At 45.9% G+C, this 17,705-nt stretch carries 9 protein-coding genes; all 9 read right to left on the bottom strand.

Going from position 1 to position 17,705, the window contains the following annotated elements; genetic code table 11:
- Position 1: 1 nt before the first annotated feature.
- On the bottom strand, positions 2-1,684 hold the full coding sequence (locus GGE08_RS09690) for a sulfatase (protein WP_179384695.1): 1,683 nt from the start codon (positions 1,682-1,684) through the stop codon (positions 2-4).
- Positions 1,685-1,695: 11 nt separating this feature from the next.
- Positions 1,696-3,963: a beta-glucosidase BglX gene (gene bglX / locus GGE08_RS09685; protein ID WP_179384694.1), complete on the bottom strand. Its 2,268-nt coding sequence runs from the start codon at positions 3,961-3,963 to the stop codon at positions 1,696-1,698.
- Between the two features lie 26 nt (positions 3,964-3,989).
- A complete protein-coding gene (locus tag GGE08_RS09680) occupies positions 3,990-4,793 on the bottom strand; it encodes a prolyl oligopeptidase family serine peptidase (protein ID WP_179384693.1) in 804 nt (267 codons plus the stop codon).
- 1 nt (position 4,794) lies between these two features.
- Positions 4,795-6,168 carry a glucoamylase family protein gene (locus GGE08_RS09675; RefSeq protein WP_179384692.1) on the bottom strand — a complete coding sequence of 458 codons (1,374 nt, stop codon included), beginning with the start codon at positions 6,166-6,168 and terminating at the stop codon, positions 4,795-4,797.
- Positions 6,161-7,537 (bottom strand): glucoamylase family protein, encoded by a 1,377-nt coding sequence (locus GGE08_RS09670; protein WP_179384691.1) that lies wholly within the window; start codon positions 7,535-7,537, stop codon positions 6,161-6,163. Before GGE08_RS09670 ends, GGE08_RS09675 begins: the two co-directional genes overlap by 8 nt.
- A gap of 36 nt (positions 7,538-7,573) precedes the next feature.
- Complete coding sequence (locus GGE08_RS09665) at positions 7,574-9,946, bottom strand: LamG-like jellyroll fold domain-containing protein (protein WP_179384690.1); 2,373 nt, start codon at positions 9,944-9,946, stop codon at positions 7,574-7,576.
- A 23-nt stretch (positions 9,947-9,969) separates the two neighbouring features.
- Positions 9,970-11,517 carry a RagB/SusD family nutrient uptake outer membrane protein gene (locus GGE08_RS09660; RefSeq protein WP_179384689.1) on the bottom strand — a complete coding sequence of 516 codons (1,548 nt, stop codon included), beginning with the start codon at positions 11,515-11,517 and terminating at the stop codon, positions 9,970-9,972.
- 14 nt (positions 11,518-11,531) lie between these two features.
- A complete protein-coding gene (locus GGE08_RS09655) occupies positions 11,532-14,570 on the bottom strand; it encodes a TonB-dependent receptor (protein WP_179384688.1) in 3,039 nt (1,012 codons plus the stop codon).
- A gap of 234 nt (positions 14,571-14,804) precedes the next feature.
- A complete protein-coding gene (locus tag GGE08_RS09650; protein ID WP_179384687.1) occupies positions 14,805-17,561 on the bottom strand; it encodes a Two component regulator three Y domain-containing protein in 2,757 nt (918 codons plus the stop codon).
- Positions 17,562-17,705: the final 144 nt, after the last annotated feature.

Below are 17,705 nucleotides of genomic sequence, written 5' to 3'. Positions count from 1 at the left end.
ATTATAGCTTTATGTCCTCATTTTTGATGGGGTCATAGGCAGTACCTGTATGGCCCCTTAACTTCTCAAATTGTCCGTAGGCCCTTTGGACCTGTTCTTTTGGAGCTTGTTCAAACTCCTGCTCCGTAACTTGATATTGTTGCTGTAATTGTATCAACTGCTCCCTCAGCTGCGCTTCAACGGCATCATATTGGGGATTATCGATTTGATTGTGAATTTCATTGGGGTCTTCCTCCAGATCATATAATTCCCATGTATCGATATCATCATAGAAATGCATCAGCTTATAGCGGTTCGTTCTGATGCCATAATGTTTTTTCACCATATGAAATGCCGGGTAATCATAATAATGGTAGTAAATGGCATTTCTGAAATCAGAACCGAGCATTGTATCCTCCAGCAAGGGTCGTAAGGATTGTCCCTGCATATCCTCCGGTATCTCGACTCCGGCATAATCCAAAAAAGTCTCGGCAAAATCCAAGTTTTGGGTGAGTGCTTCTATTTGGCTGCCCGCCTTTATATGGCCAGGATATCTCACCATCAGTGGCATCGCCAGTGACTCTTCGTACATGTAGCGTTTATCGAACCATCCCTTTTCGCCCAAATAAAACCCTTGGTCCGTAGTGTAGATAACGATGGTGTTTTCAGACAGACCGTTTTCATCCAAATAGTCCAGCACCCTGCCCACTCCTTCATCCACCGAAACAATGGTGGATAAATATTCCTGTAAATAGCGTTGTCCCTTCCATTCCGCCAGTGCCCGTACAGATAAATTGGCTTCATGAAAGGCATCATTTTTGGCTTGATACGCACTGTCCCAAGCCGTTCTTTGTTCCTCGGTCATCCGTTCAAAGTCGGTTTTCCAGGGATTCCGTGCCAATGCTGGACTCCCTTTTTTAGCGGTCATCTTCAAATCATGGCCCTCGTACATATCCTTGTAAATAGTCTGCAATTGGTCTTTTGATGCAAGCGAGCCTTCGTGATGGGTAAAGTAAGTTTCCGGTAAGGGAAATTGGACCGAATCAAATCGATTCACATGGCGCAGGGCCGGCATCCAATTGCGGTGTGGCGCTTTATGTTGCAACATGAGCAAAAACGGCTGACCGGAATCCTTGACCGATTTAAGGTAGTCCAACCCCTTTTCGGTGATAATATCGGTGGCATACCCCTCGATACGAGTGGTATCCGCCACGTTGCTCTGCTGGTTGACAGTAATAAAATCAGGATTGTAATAGTTACCCTGATCGGTCAAAATATTCCAATGATCAAAGCCTTGGGGCAATCCGTGCAAGTGCCATTTTCCGATGACAGCTGTCCGATATCCTGCCTTTTGAAGAAGTTTGGGAAAGGTTTGTTGATCACCATTAAAACGGTTCCCGTTCATCCTAAATCCATTGACATGGCTGAACTTACCCGTCAATACCACTGCCCTACTGGGGCCGCATATGGAATTGGTGCAAAAATTATTCCTGAACAGGGCCCCTTCCTTTGCAATCCTGTCGATATTTGGTGTTGGGGCCAATTTGCCCAAAGGATGGCCATATGCGCTAATGGCCTGCTCGGCATGGTCGTCCGACATGATAAAAATGATGTTGGGCGGTCCAGCTACGTTTTCTTCAGGCTTTTCCTGTTGTTTACAGGAAACCATGATAAGTAATCCGAAAAGGGTCAGTCCAATACGCATAGGTGATTTTTTTATTGTAATGTAAATGTTTCCGAAAGCTGTGTGTCCGAATCACTCCCAACAAAGACTTCAAAATCCCCGGGTTCCGTAACAAATTCGAGTCGGCTGTTGTAAAATTTCAGGTCATTGGGGGATAATGTAATGCTAACTTCCTTGCGCTCCCCTTTTTTGAGCATGACTTTTTGAAATCCCTTCAACTCCCGTTTGGGGGGCGTGATGCTTCGTACCACATCCCTTACGTACAATTGTACCACTTCTTCCCCATCATAATCTCCGGTGTTGGATACGGTAACGGTAACGGTTATGGACTCTCCTCGATTGATTTTCTTTTTGCTCAAGCTAAGATTGGAATACTCAAAAGTGGTGTAGCTCAGCCCATAGCCAAAGGGCAACAAAGGGGTATTGGGAGCATCAAGGTAATTGGACCTGAATTTTTGAAACTCTCCGCTTTCCGGAGCGGGCCTACCCGTATTCTTGGCACTATGATAAATTGGAATCTGCCCTACGTTCATGGGCCAGGTCGCGGTTAACCTTCCTGATGGGTTGTACTCCCCAAAAACAACATCGGCAATGGCATTTCCTGCTTCCACTCCAGGGTGCCATACCTGTAAAATGGACACGGGCATTGCAAATTCTTCAGAAATGGTAAGCGGTCTACCACTCATCAAAACTAAAACAACAGGTTTTCCTGTGGCAACCAATGCCCTAATGAGTTTCTTTTGACTCTCGGGAATCGATATATCAGTTCTGTTGGAAGATTCACCGCTCATTTCGGTGGCCTCTCCCACAACGGCGACCACAACATCCGATGATTTTGCCAAATCGACGGCTTCTTGAAGCATGGTTTCGGGCGATCGCTCATCGATAACAATTCGTTCTCCAAGGGCATTTACGTTTTTGGCAAAATCGGTGTCATCGGAAATATTGGCTCCTTTGGTATGATCGATATGTGCCTGGGAGGCCACATTTTGGAATCCCTCTAAAATGGTAACGGCCAAATTGAAGTCGCCAGTCGGGGCCCATGTTCCCAACATATTTTCCCTACTATCGGCCAAGGGACCGATCAGGGCTATTTTTCCTTTCTTTTCCAAGGGAAGGAGGTCGTTATGATTTTTGAGCAATACAAAGGAACGGGTCGCCAATTTGCGCGCCAGTGCCCTATGCTCTTGGGTCAGAATATCCTTTTTAGGTCGACTGGAATCCAAATATCGATAAGGGTCATCAAAGAGTCCAGAACTATATTTGGCTTCAAGCACCCTTCTACATGCGTTGGTGATGTCCGCTTCGGTCACCTTTCCTTCATTTAGGGATTTCTTCAAAGTGGTCAGAAAGCCTTCGCCCACCATGTCCATGTCCAGACCTGCTTTTAAGGCCAAGGCCGAAACCGCTTGAAGGTCACCCATGCCATGTTGTATCATCTCGTTCAGTGAGGTATAATCGGAAACCACAAAACCATCAAATCCCCATTGATCGCGAAGCAAATCGGTCAACAACCATGCATTGCCCGTGGCGGGAACACCATCCACATCATTAAAAGAGGTCATTATACTGGCCGCCCCGGCATCAACGGCCGCTTTATAAGGTGGAAGGTATTGATTGAACATCTTGATTTTGCCCATATCCACCGAGTTGTAATCGCGTCCTGCCTCTACCGCACCGTAAAGGGCAAAATGCTTTACGCAGGCCAACATGGTATGGGTAGCTGCCAAATCTTCACCTTGATATCCCTTTACCATGGCTTCCGCCACTTTGGAACCAAGATAAGGGTCTTCGCCAGCTCCCTCGGCTACTCGCCCCCAGCGTGGATCACGGGCAATATCGACCATAGGTGAAAAATTCCAATTGATCCCATCTGCTGTGGCTTCCTTTGCCGCCATCTGGGCTGCCTGACGGACCAAATCCATATCCCAACTGGACGACAGGCCCAAAGGAATTGGATAGGTGGTCCTATAACCATGGATCACATCCGAACCGAACAACAGCGGAATACCCAAACGACTTTCCTTTACGGCAATTTCTTGGGCCTTTCTTACCCTGTCGGGACCAGCAACCCCAAATAAGCCCCCTACCTGTCCGGCCTTAATTTTTTCACCTACGTTCTGGCTTACCACTTCACCAGTGGCGACACCCCCACCAGGCGTCAACAGATTCAATTGACCAATTTTTTCATCGATGGTCATTTTTTGCAATAATTGTTCTACTTCGGGAATCCGTTTTTGGGCTTGGACCGATGAGAGTATAAGCCCCATAAGGGCCAATAGTAGTCGTTTAGGGTACATGGCTAGGTAAATTTTGATATGTTCTATTAGTTCTGTGTTGCCGTCGTTGTGGTTTTCCGGTTGGAGAACAACCAAGGCAACAAATCGGGTTCGGCTAATGCGGGATCCCAGCTATTGTGGTTCGCAAAATCGTACAAGGTGAACCGGGGGTGTGCCCCCGCATTGAGCAATGCGGATACCATTTCCATGGATTGCAGGGGGTTCACCACATTGTCTCGGGCCCCATGAAACACCCATAAAGGAATTGTTTGGGCATACATTGAAACCGACTCCGGGTCACCTCCTCCACAGATGGGCACAGCTGCGGCAAATGTATTCGGTTTTCTGCTCAATAGTTCAAAAGTCCCCATCCCTCCCATGGAGAGTCCCATAAGATAGACTTGCTCTTGGTTGGTATATGGTTCCGAAATGGTGGCATCGAGCAAATCCATTACCATTTCCAAGGGTTTTGTTGGTCCCTCACCATATTTAAAGTCCAAATGAATGGGATAGGAACTTCTATCGACATCTACATGGGCCCAATAACTATCTGTGGGGCATTGTGGAAATATGACGATTGCAGGATAGCGCTCCTGTAAATAATCCGTAGCGAACAATCTGGCGCCGTGGTTCAATTGTCTTTCATTGTCGTTTCCGCGCTCCCCTGCGCCGTGGAGAAACAGCACCACGGGATAGTTCCCATCCTCCTTAAATCCCCTGGGGTACATGATGCGATATCGTAAGGTATCGTTTCCATCAATGTGCATTTTGGCTTCATATTTCGATTGCCATTGTGCAGCGACCAAATTACAAGCCAGCAGTACTATTAAAAATGATAATTGTCTTGTCATATCAAAATCCGAGTTTGGTCAAACCAGCTTGAATATCTTCGTTACCCATAAACAGGTTCCAAAGCAATCCGGTCCGATAGTTTTCAATCATGATGATTTGTGGACCTTGATCTATGGCCAAATAGGCTTCTGCTACCCAATTATACTCGGGACTAAAGGCGTCATAAAAACCGGCAGGTCCCAACAAATCATCCCTATTCCTATAAAAATAGTGCATAGCGGCCAAAGATTCTTCTGGTGCATATGGAATGGAACTGATGGCTGCCGTGGGTGATATGACCCCCGTATCATTACTGGGGCTATGGGCATTATACCCTAAGCTTCCATCGCTGTTTCGAGAATAACTGGCGGTCAACCCCCAACAATCTTCCCCATAGTCCTGATAGGAATCGGGATTGGCAATGCAGTATTCGTAATTGATCATGGTATGGTTCACGTTCACTTCCCAATAATCCACATAATCATCGGAAAGGTTTCGGGGATCTAGTCCCAAATAGGAATAGTGGGCCCAGAACAAGGGCCCGCCAAACTGTTCGGAGCCATTATGACGCACCAATAGTGGATATCCGTATTGCGTATTGGAAGAGCGAATACCTCCACCGGAGGCCCAACCATTGGAATTTACCTCTTTTTCAATGCCAAATTCGGGCGATGCCGCTGCCATTACATAGGCAATAAGCACCTCGTTATACCCTTTCAACGGTAAGTTGATATCAAAACCATGGTTTGGGCTCCAATGCCAATAAAGCACGTTTTGGTTTTGGGTATACCAATCCCATTCCACTCCTTTCCATAGGTCATCGGCCTGTTGGGCCAAGATTTGTTCCGCTTCCGAGCCATCCTTGAAGTATTCTTTTATGCAAATAAGCCCTTGTGCCAAAAAAGCGGTTTCCACCAAATCCCCACCATCGTCCAAATCGCTAAACGGTATTGCGGCCCCTGTAGATCCGTTGATCCAATGGGACCAAGCTCCGTGAAAGCGATCTGCATTCTCCAAAAAGTCCAACAAGGTATTCAAACGTTCCAATCCTTCGGACCTGGAAATAAATCCCCTTTCTATCCCTACCAAGATGGCCATCAAGCCAAATCCAGTGCCTCCTGCGGTGACCACTTGGGAATCCCTACCGGGTTCGTTTGGATGATAACGTTCCTTAGCTCCTCCCGAATTGGTCTCGGCGTAATCCCAAAAATAACGAAAGGTGGTTTCTTGTGTAAGGTCCAATAGTTCCTCATCGGAAATGGTAGGTTCCACCGGATCATCAGAACCGTTGCCCGGCAGTTCGGGTTCCTTTGGAACGTAGGTATAATCATCACCTCCACCACAGGACAGTATCCAAGTGGCGGCAAGTAAAATGGATGCGACTTTTTTAATCATTGGCAGGTTCCATAGAAGGGTTTTCAAAACCCAGTTTTCGTAAACCTTGCTGTACTTCCTCATTGGACATGAACAGTTTCCAGAACAATCCAGTTCGGTAATTTTCCACCATCACGGGAATAGGTCCCTGGTCAATGGCCAAGTATCTGGGCAGGTACCAATCTTTATCCAAACTAAAGGCATCGTAAGGGCCATACTTGCCGATTAAACTATCCTGTTCATTGTACATGAATCGCAGAAACTGTTTGCTCTCCTCTGGAGTGTAGGGCATGGAAGACAGTGCCGCGGTCGGGGAAATCACCCCTAAATCCAATCCTGGGCGGTGTCCTGCATATCCTTTTGTTGAATAACTGGAAGTCAAACCCCAGCAATTTTCTCCATATCCCTTAAACTCTTTTGGGTTGTCCACAGCATATTTGTAATGGATCAACGCATGGTTTTGATTCAATTTCCAATAATCCCCAAATTGGTCCTTTAATCCTTTTGGATTCAAGCCTAGATAAGAATAATGCGCCCAAAATAACGGTCCCACCGGGGCATCACTGTGCTGGTAATGGTTCATTTCGGTTTCCAGTCCATAATAAATGGTATCCTTGCTGATATTGCCATCAACTCCCCAACCTTTTTCGTAAACTGATTTTTCAATGGAATGCGTGGGAGATGCAGCTGCCAAAATGTACATGATCAGAGCCTCATTGTAGCCACCTACGGGAAAGTCCATTTTCCATTCGTATTCTGGGCTCCAATGCCAATACAGTACATCCTCGCCATTTTTGGTGTACCAATCCCATTCCACACCTTCCCAAAGTGTTTGAATCTTATCTGCCAATTGTTGTTCCCGTTCACTGCCATTTTTAAAATAGGCCTGTACGGTCAATAAGCCTTGGACCAAAAAGGCGGTCTCCACCAAGTCTCCACCATTGTCCATTTTACTGAAAGGGGTCACCTTGCCCGATGGCAATAACCAATGTGGCCAAGCTCCATGAAAGCGATCCGCTTTTTCCAAAAAGTCAACAATACGTTCATATCGCTCCAATGCTTGTTCCCGAGTAATAAAACCACGTTCCACGCCTACCAAAATGGCCATGAGTCCGAAACCGGAGCCTCCAGTGGTTATGATATCCTTATCGTGATTGGGATAGATGCCGTCCAAGTGGATTCGTTCCCGGGCAAGACCCGATGTAGGTTCTGCCCCATCCCAAAAATAATTGAAGGTCTGATATTGCAGGGAATCCAAGAGGGCTTCGTCGGCTATGGCCAAACTGTCCCTCTTTTGTTCCTGTGATTTGTTGTTCTCTTTCTTTGTTTTTTGGCCATTGCACCCTATGAATAAGGTGACAACGGCCAATGGAATTAAAATTAACCTCATAAACTAAACTAACTCAACTAATTGGTGACTGGCACATTAATTATTTATAATTTCTTGAATCTCCTCTTGGGTCAACACCCTATCGAAAAGGTATAGCTCATCGATATAGCTTAGGTCGGAAAGATGGTTCCAACCACTAAAGTTGGGTGCTCCTGAGCCTATGGATAGAATGGAGCAGTTTTCCCAGCTGATGGTCTTTCCGTCCATATCGCCTGTATTGACTACAGGTTCTCCATTGAGGTAAATGAGTGTTTGCGTTTCCGTAACGGTAAAGGCTACATGCACCCACTCATCCAAGGTTGCATTGATAAGGTCTCCATCGTTCCAAACGTCCCCTGCATCCGTGCCCACGTGCAATTTGATACGCTGTTCGTCGGCGTTTCCTTCCCTGAAAAGCCTAAAGCCTGCGGAAAGGTCGTTGTCGGTGCCGATCATTGGAGGAGCCACGGTTAGGATCCCTGCCCTGTCTGGATCGGCATTGACCTTGTACCAAAAGGCCCCACTAAACTGATTTGCAAACAATCCATCAATTGGAAAAGTCAAATAGGCATCTGTTGCGCCCGCATAGGCATCGCTACCAACGGCAGATTCTCCTGCGAAACCGGGTGTACCGACCACGGTAGCCGCTACTCCTGAATTGTCATCCACATTGTAACCATCAAAAGGCATATAGAGCGTAGATCCAAAATTCTGTGGTGCTACCTCTCCTCCAAAAACCTCAGCTACTTCTTCTGGAGAAAGCGATTTGCTGTAAAATCTAAGGTCATCTATGATACTGTTATCTGATTCATGTCCCCAATAGTCAAAGGTTGGTCCACCTGCACCTATGGTGAAGGTATCACAGCCAGTCCAATCGATAGGTGCCGACATGGCCGAGGATAGCATCTCTACCCCATTAAAATAGATGACACTTTCACTGTTTGATATGGTAAAGGCAATATGCACCCATTCGCCAGCAGTTACATCGATTACTCCGCCATCGTTCCAGCTTTCTCCGGCTCCTGTTCCTACATTCAGCTTGATGCGCTGCTCATCGGCATTTCCTTCACGGAACAGTCGGAAGCCTTGGAAACGGTCTGCGGCATCATCACCAATGGTAATGATTCCGGCCCTATCGGGGTTGGCATCGACCTTATACCAGAATGATCCACTAAACTCCGTAGTCATTAATCCTTCTGCCGGATAGTTGATATAGGAATCGGTAGCTCCCAAATAAGCCTGATCACCAACTTGACTTTCATCGGTAAAGCTTGGCGAACCTACTTGGGTGGCTGCCTTACTTCCGACCAAATCAATGTAGTCCCCATCAAACGGCATGTAGAACGACTCCCCATCATATTGTGGCATGTAAGGGTTGGCCGCATTCATCATAATCTGTACATCGCTTTGCGACAGGGCTTTGTTGAAAATACGAAGTTCGTCCATTTGACTGGCGTCATAGCCATGGTTCCAATAGTCGAAGGTTGGCCCTCCGGAACCAATATGCAATTCCTCGCAACCTGTCCAATCGATAGGTGCCTGAAGGTCGGCGCTCAACATTTCAACCCCATTGAAATAGATGGTACTCTGTGTTTGGGATATGGAAACTGCAATGTGCACCCATTGGCCAGCAGTCACATCAATAACTCCTCCATCATTCCAGCTTTCTGCAGTACCGGTACCCACATTCAATTTGATCCGTTGTTCATCGGCATTTCCTTCCCGAAAGAGACGGAATCCCTGGTTTCTATCGTCGGCATTGTCGCCAACGACCAATATTCCAGCCCTATCCGGCGTTGGATTTACCTTGTACCAGAAAGCGGCACTGAACTCTGTGCTCTTAAGTCCTTCCATAGGAAAAGTCAGGTAGGAATCCTGTGCGCCCTGAAAAGCATCGGCTCCCAAGAAGGCATCTCCAGCAAAACCTGGATTGCCCACTTCCCCGGCTTCCTCGAAACTAATGAAGTCCATATAATCTGCATTGAACGGCATGTACAGCACCTCACCGTCGAACTGGGCACTATAGGGCGCCAGTTTGGCAAAGTTTACTTCCTTTGTTGTGGTCTTTCCTTCGGCATCGGTAGCAGAGACCGATACGGTGTGGTCCCCATTGCCCAATCCATCATAAGTAACTTCCTCCAGTACGATGCGGTAGTCTTTAAAGGTGTTGAAAGCCGCTATTTGCGAACCATCCATCGCAACGGTCACATTGACCACTTCGATATCATCGGTAACTTCAAAGGTGATGTCTATGGATGTCTCCTCTTCAAAGGGCATGAGCTCCACTCCTTCGGTCGGATAAGTAATGGTTACCTGCGGAGCGGTTTCATCCACTCCTGCATCCACTGCCGTTATGGGGTCGATTCCTTCGTTACAGGAAACCACCAGAAGCCCCAAAAGCATCATTATGGATTTTACTGTATTTTTCATCTTGTGTTGTTTATTTAGTTAGTTTAATCGTTGCCAGTGCTACCTCCCAAAGATGGAAGGGCATCCAACTGGGCCTGTGGGTATGGCAATAGTTCTTTATCGGCCGTAAATGATCTGCCATCGTAACTGAGCTCCCCGTAATTGTCCAGACGGATCATATCGTAGTAACGGATTCCCCATTCCATACCCAGTTCGGCAAACTTTTCGTCCATGACATCGCTAGAGGATACACCGGACAATGATGGCATTCCCGCTCTGTTTCGGACCAGATTCACTGCTTGGTCCGCTGTCATACCGGAACCGGTCGCTCCCCTTGTCAAGGCTTCGGCGTACATCAACAATATTTCGGCATAGCGGATTACGATCATGTTTTTACCGCCACCATAATCGTTTCTTTGTTCGGTAAGCTGCACTGATGGAAGGTAGTGTTTACCACTGGCAAACAGTGCCCTGGCATAGTCATTGATCACATCACCATCCCTTGTGGTATTGCTCACAAAAGATGGGAGTGTCGAATAGTTGGGGTCGTTCTGCAATTCGGCTATCCCACGATCGGTCCAAAGAACACTTGTCTCCAAACGAACGGCTTCGTTTCTATCCAACATAAATTTGATAAACTTCATGCTGGGCTCATAAAAGCCCCATCCCCCTGAAGCATTTTCCCTGGCCGGGCTCCATCCCTGTGGACCAAAGGGTGCATAGAGGTGATAAAACACATCCCCTGTACTGGAACCGTAATCGGAAAACTGTAGCTCGAACAAGCTCTCATCGCTTAGCTCTCCCGGTTTTTTGAACAGGTTATAAAAATCTGGGTACAACGAAAACTTATTGGAATTGATGATCGCCGCACAGGCATCGGCCATCCCCTGATAATTCTCCATTTCCATTTGGGCCATAGCTTTTAGGGCGTATGCCGTGTAGCGGGTCACCCCTCCTGGTATGTCGGTTCGTTCGTTGGGTCTCAAATTCGGTAACAATGGAATGGCTTCGTCCATTTGGTCCGAGATGTATTGCATTATCTCTTCCTTGGTAGCAGGTCCATTGGCGATTTCGGCATCTGGTTGTGTGGATTCTATGATGAACACATCGCTCCAAACCCTTGCCAGGTTAAAGTGCAGCCAAGCGCGCATTACCTTTATTTCGGCAATGTATTGGTCGGCGGTTTCCTTTCCGCTCTCATCGGCAAAATCCTTAAAGTTCTCTATCAGCTCAATTTCGGTGTTCAGCTGAACAATGTCGCCATAGTGCACGTTCCAAAGGGAATTGTACATCCAATATCCTTGCGCATAAACGTAATTGTCGGTATCGGCAAAGGGTTGCTGGTCCCCAAGTCCTCCGGCGTTCACATCGTCACCACGAACGGAGAGCAGCAAGGGCTCCTCCCATCCCCTAGTGGCAATCACATAGTAAGATCCGATCAAGGCTTGCACCATATCTTCGGTTGCCGAATAATCCAGGTCGTCTGCATTAAGCTGACCTTCCCTGTCTTCAAACTTGTCAGAACATGATTGGATGGTAAGCATCGCAATCAGTATGAATACTGTTCGATATAAAAGGTTACTGTTTTTCATCTCAATTTTCTTTTTTATAGTTTAACATTAACACCAACGGTGTAAATTGCCGGTACAGGGTAAGTTTGTCTGTCGACCCCGTCTGAAACTTCTGGATTGAATCCATTGTAGCTGAAAATGGTCAATGGCCTCTCCGCGGTCAATGTGAACTTAAAGTCGGGCATGTTACCCTTTAGTTTATCGCCGCGAAGCGTGTATGCCAATTGTATGTTCTGTATTCTGAAGAAGTCACCGTCCTCTACCCAAAAGTTGCTCAACCTTTGGTTCCAACTGTCCCTTAGTCCTGCGGAAGAAGGATAGCTATTGGTGGAGCCTTCCCCATTCCAACGGTTTTTGGCCAGGTCGGCATCCATGTTGGTATCGTTTGTAAAAATGACCTCTCCCCTTTTTCTGTTCAGGATTTTGTTTCCTGACTGTCCGTAGAAATTCATGGAGAATCCGAAGTCCTTATAATTAAGTCCAATATTACCTCCATAGGTGAATTTTGGAAGGAAAGAACCCAATACGGTCCTATCCTGATCGGTAATGGCGCCATCACCATCCCTATCCTTAAATATAAAGTACCCGGGCTGAATGTCCTGTCCTTCCGCAATTGCATTCTGTGCAACTGGGTCGGCATCAATTTGGGCCTGGTTTTGATAGACTCCTACGGTTTCGTATCCATAGAAAGCATATAAGGGCTCCCCTTCGATGGTCCGTTGTCTAAACTCGGCCGAACCAGAATCGATATAGCCGCTTTCATCCTCAATTTGTATAGCTTCGTTCTTGACCGTGGTGAAGTTGGCACCCACGGTGTAGGTGAAATCGGGAGCAATCTGATCACTCCAGTTGAGGGCCACCTCAACCCCGGAGTTACGGATAACGCCCGAATTCCTTGATACCGTCTGATTGGCAATCGGAATATAGACGGGCATAATGGCATCCTCCGTATCACGGATATAGTAATCGGCTTCAACGGATAATCGGTTGTTCAATATGTTCATATTGAAACCGAAATCCAATTCTTCCACTACTTCCCAAGTCAGGTCTGTAAAAGTACTGGTAGCGGTAACCCCCGTGTTGGGCGTATCGCCAAGGTCAACCGTTTGATTGGAAATGGTATTGGCCCCTGAGCTTGCAGGAACATTGTCGTTCCCTAAACGGCCCCAAGCGGCTCTTACCTTTAAAAAGTCAAAGAAACCAACATTTTCCATGAAAGGCTCCTGTGAAATCACCCAGCCTGCACCAACGGAAGGGAAATAGCCCCATTGCTCCTTAGTGAATTTGGACGAGCGATCTGCCCTAAAGGTTCCGTATAAAAGATAACGGTTTTTAAAGTTATAGGAAACCCTTCCAAAATAGGATTGTCCATAGATTCTTTGGTTGTTTTCCCCGACGTTATTGTTGAAGGACAACGGATCGGCAAAATCCAGATACCGAGATGTTTCATAATTGATTCCGGCAATATCAGTACCTGTGGCCTGGAACCTATTGGCCGCCTCATCCCTGAAGGATGTACCGGCCAGAACGGTTACATTGTGGTCTTCGGCATAGGTATCGGTATAGGTCAGAAGGTTGTCCCAAATCTGATTGAAGAAATTGTTTTGCCTTCTATTGATCGACGATATACGTTGATCACCAAAGCCCATATTGTAGGGTAGGTTTACATAGCGCTCCTCAAGGGCGGAAAAATCGACATTATAAGCGGTCTTAAAGGTAAGTTTATCCTTGATCAAGTCGGTTTCCAAATAGATATTGGCCAAGAGCTTACGGATTTTCAACCTGTTGTCGTTGTAATCCATATCGGGGAAAGGGTTTTGCGTTCCCCTGTAGCCCAGGGCCTGTGCATTGGCGTAGCGGGTCGGCGTTGCCTCGGTATTCAGGTCATCAAAAATGGGAAGAATCGGAACGGCAAAATATGCCTTGAACCATGCAGAGTTTTCTGGAGTCTGCTGTGTGGCATTACTAAAAACGGTATTGACACCCATTCTAAGGTTGTCCATAATATCCACGTCCAGTTTGGAACGTATGTTGAACCTTTCGTATTCATTTTTCATATCCAAAAGACCTTCTTGGGAGAAGTAGTTGGTTCCCAAGGAGTAGGATACGTTCTCCGTGCCACCGGTAACGCTTATACTGTGGTTCTGTATCAATCCATCGCGAATGATCTCATCGTACCAATCTGTGTTCACATCGGGAACATTGGGGTTAACCCTGCTCCTACCAAAGCGCTGCATGGCATTTAGGATAAACTGTACATCTGCCTGTGATCCAGATTCCACGGCCATGGTTACAAATTGTTCGGCGTTGGCCATTTGCAAAACGTTCTGTGCCCGTTGAACCCCGGTATATCCATTGTACTCGATACTTGGCTTCCTATTTTTTCCGCCCGACTTGGTTTCAATAATGATTACACCGTTGGCAGCCCTCACCCCATAAATAGCTGAAGATGAAGCATCCTTTAGGACGTTCATCGATTTGATATCATTGGGGTTCAAAAAATCGATGTTGCTGTAGAACATACCATCCACTACATACAATAGGCTGGTAGCATCGGAATAGGTACCCAATCCACGAATTCTAACCGTAGGAGAGGCACCTGGCGAGCCCGGCGTAACTATTTGCACACCGGCTACCTTACCTTGTAGTGATTGCACGGGGTTGGCAGATGGTGTTTTTTCGATTTCCTCGGCATCCACTGTCGCAATGGAACCCGTTAAATCGGCTTTCTTTTGTGTTCCATATCCTACAACGACCACCTCGTCCAAGCTCTGGGTGTCTTCCTGCAGCGTGACATCAATAGTGGTTCTATTGGTAATGGGTATGTTTTGAGTGGTAAATCCAACGTAACTGAAGACCAAAGTTCCGTTACTTGGAACATTCTCCAAACGATAGTTTCCATCAAAGTCCGTTTGGATTCCTGTAGTAGTGCCTTGTAGCACCACGCTTGCCCCTGGCAACGGTTGACCCTGACTGTCCAGAACCGTTCCCGAAATCGTTATATTGTTTTGTGCCAAGAGAAGCCCTTGAAACAACAAAAACGACATTAGCAATAGTTTGCTTTTAATTTTCATAATTGTGCAAAAATTGAGTTAGATTTTTACTAAATTAACAAAGCGTTAAAGGTTTGGGGAGATATGGGCATACATAAAAAATACATCATTTAAAGAATCACTGGAAAGCCTTATTTCACGACGTTTGCAGTAGTTCCATGCAGCATTGATGTAAAAAGAATTAACATTGTGATGTAGTGTTGATGTAGTTCGAAAATTGACTAAAACGGCACTAAAAAGGTAAGTATTGAGCCTCTAAAAAGTGATAAGGAAATTGGAAAGGTTTTCCGAACTGTCCATATCCAGTTTTTTCCGTAAGCGATAGCGATGTATTTCAACACCCCTTATGGTAATTCCCATTAATGGTGCAATCTCCTTTGTGGTCAGGTTCATCTTCAGGTAGGCGCATAGTTTAAGATCTTTTGGAGTCAAGGAAGGATAGGATTTGAGCAATCTTTCGAAAAAATCCTGATGTAGCTCCTTAAAATTAACCTCGAAACGTTTCCAATCTTCCTTATCCTCAATGGAACTATTAAGCTGCTTGATAAAAGATCGGTACCGCTGGGAATTCGGAAACTTATCCTTGTTCATCACCAACATGTTCTTTAATTCCAACATCATCTCGTTCTTTCGGGCGATGTTCAAGGTGGTGCTGGCCAGCTCGTTCTTTTTCAGTTTGATTTCCTTGGCGAGTTCCTCCTTTTCCAGCTTGGCCATACGCTCCTTTTGCTCCCTAACCATGCGCTCTTCCAATTCGCGATGCTTCCGGTCCAATTTTCTCCTATTGTAACCTCTCACAATGTATACGGCCAATAGCCCCAATGCTGCGTAGAGAAAAAGGCTCCACCATGAAAAGTACCAAGGTGGGGCAATTTCGAAGCGCAATGTATTGAACTCGGAGACGGAATTGTCCATGCCCGCGGTCGCAACTCGAAGAATATATTCTCCGAAAGGCAGGTTTTGAAAATTGATGGCACCACTTTCAGTATATTCCGAATATTCCTTTGGCCCTTCCAATTCATAGTAAAAATGAGGTGAGATATACTCTGGGGATACCACTTCAACGGTAATTGCCTGAGAATCCTTGAACGGAATCTCAACGAGACCATCAACAACCGAGTGTTTGGTCTTTTGATCAAGCAATACCTCAAAATAAGGAACCGGAAGGTTTTGAAGATCGGAAAAACGCTTGAATCCGGGATCGGTGACCTTGGCAAAACCGTCCGTTAAAGTGATATATGAAATACTGTCATTGATCTTCACCACATTTTGGGAATCTGGAGCCAATCGCTCGCGCAACGGAAGGTCCGTTATCATCAGGCTATCAGCTTTGAGATTGGTGTAAATGATGGCTTTTTGTTCATCATCATCCACAAACCAATAATAGGAATCATCGAAAAAGAGCAATTCCTTTCCCCGATAGTTTCTGAATTCTTCGAAGGCTTCCATCCGATCGGTAATGGGATTGTACGTATACCATTGCCCCTCACTGTTAAGTACGATATGGTTTTTAATGTTGTAGAGTTTTACATTGTATTCACTGGGTGCATCTTGGTGCGTAAACTCCTGAAGCTCATCCAAGCGGTCATACTCGGTACTAGCGAAATGTGCCCTGTAAAAACCTTTGTACGGATGGGCCACCCAAAGAATGTTGGGCGTTTCAAAACACAGTTGTTTTATTGGAGCATCATATCCTTGAATTTTGGTCACGTTCCACCTACCGTTGCCCATTTTTTGAAATCTTGCCAGGCCATTGTAGGTTCCTTGGACATATGTGGCATTTTGGTCGGGGACCTTGATCAATTGGTATCCTCCAGAAATGTCGCTGATCTTTTCAAAACGATTCTCCGTAACCTTGTAGGTACCCGTATTATGCCCACAGAGCAAATCGCCCTCCACCACCTCCAAATCCCAAACATGGCCTTGGGAACCCTTAACAAACTGGAGTTGGTTTCCATCAAAATAAAACACTCCCGTATTGCTTCCCAAAAACAACTTTTCGTTGAACCAGGCAATATCGTAGACCATACCCAAGGTTCCTGTATAATCCGTGTAGTAGGATATCGGATTGTTAAGCTGCACCCGTGCGATACCATTGTCCAATCCCAACCATAATTGTTCATTAAAGACCATGGAAGACAATACCGTATTGTTTTGCAGACCTGACTCGCGATTGAGAATGCGGTACGTGCGTTTGTTGGAATCGTAGAGGTACATCCCATTTTTAATGGTCCCAAATCCCAAAAATCCATGGTCCAAAAAGGTAATCTTGTTCAATTGGTGTTGTTTGAGTTCATCGTTTATGGGAGCAGACCAAGGTTTTAGTGTATTTCCATCATACAGGAAACAACCATGCAATTTGGTTCCGATCAAGAGCTGGTCATTGAAAATGGTCATGTCATTCACGGTCTTGCCTGCCAGAAGCTCTTGATTGGGTAAGGCAATTTGATGTCCCTCCTTTATTTCATAAAGTCCGATTGTCCCCGCCGCGACGATGAGCCTATTGTCGAATTCAATAAAATCCGACACCACAAATGGAGGCTCCACCACGGTTATGGCCTCATTTGAATAGGCATAGATGGAAGAAAACGAACGGAACATCACCTTACCATCCTTCGATGGAAAAATTTCCCAAAACTCCTCGCTGGTAAAGGTGTGGCCCTTGATCAAATGGGTCAGCGAGGTATACCCATAATCTCCAAACTCATTCTTGGTCCAGTATCCAAATTCTTCGTAGGAACCCGTGTACACCCTATCACCTATGCATTCCACGGAGCGAATGATGGTATTGTTGGGAAGTTTATTGAGGGACCATTCCTCACCGTTGTAATGCAAAAGACCTTTGTTGTTTGCCACAAAGAGTTCTCCATTGGTGTTGACAGAAACATCCCAATTTTTACTGCCCCCATTGTAGTCCAATAATCGGAAGTTTTGGATAGGCGGCAATAATTGCTGTCCGTTAGCCGAAAAACAGATGAGGCACAATGCGATGGATAAGAGCCTAAATAGCATGCTGCAAGGTTTGTTCAATAAAGGTTTTTGAATCTGTTCATCCAAAAAACCGACTTCAAAGTATCTATTTTAGAATAACATTTCGATGGCAGACTTTGGTCGTACATTGAAATCGATTGCAAGATTCCAAACAAAAATACGGGA

Source organism: Allomuricauda sp. ARW1Y1, assembly GCF_013407935.1.
Taxonomy (GTDB): Bacteria; Bacteroidota; Bacteroidia; order Flavobacteriales; family Flavobacteriaceae; genus Flagellimonas.
The sequence above is the reverse complement of the archived record's forward strand: the minus strand, read 5'-3'. Positions and strand labels throughout refer to the sequence as shown.

Bases quoted from the DNA above. Each gene is read 5' to 3' on its own strand.
- GGE08_RS09690 (WP_179384695.1), bottom strand. From the start codon at position 1,684: ATGCGTATTGGACTGACCCTTTTCGGATTACTTATCATGGTTTCCTGT.
- bglX (WP_179384694.1), bottom strand. From the start codon at position 3,963: ATGTACCCTAAACGACTACTATTGGCCCTTATGGGGCTTATACTCTCA.
- GGE08_RS09680 (WP_179384693.1), bottom strand. From the start codon at position 4,793: ATGACAAGACAATTATCATTTTTAATAGTACTGCTGGCTTGTAATTTG.
- GGE08_RS09675 (WP_179384692.1), bottom strand. From the start codon at position 6,168: ATGATTAAAAAAGTCGCATCCATTTTACTTGCCGCCACTTGGATACTG.
- GGE08_RS09670 (WP_179384691.1), bottom strand. From the start codon at position 7,537: ATGAGGTTAATTTTAATTCCATTGGCCGTTGTCACCTTATTCATAGGG.
- GGE08_RS09665 (WP_179384690.1), bottom strand. From the start codon at position 9,946: ATGAAAAATACAGTAAAATCCATAATGATGCTTTTGGGGCTTCTGGTG.
- GGE08_RS09660 (WP_179384689.1), bottom strand. From the start codon at position 11,517: ATGAAAAACAGTAACCTTTTATATCGAACAGTATTCATACTGATTGCG.
- GGE08_RS09655 (WP_179384688.1), bottom strand. From the start codon at position 14,570: ATGAAAATTAAAAGCAAACTATTGCTAATGTCGTTTTTGTTGTTTCAA.
- GGE08_RS09650 (WP_179384687.1), bottom strand. From the start codon at position 17,561: ATGCTATTTAGGCTCTTATCCATCGCATTGTGCCTCATCTGTTTTTCG.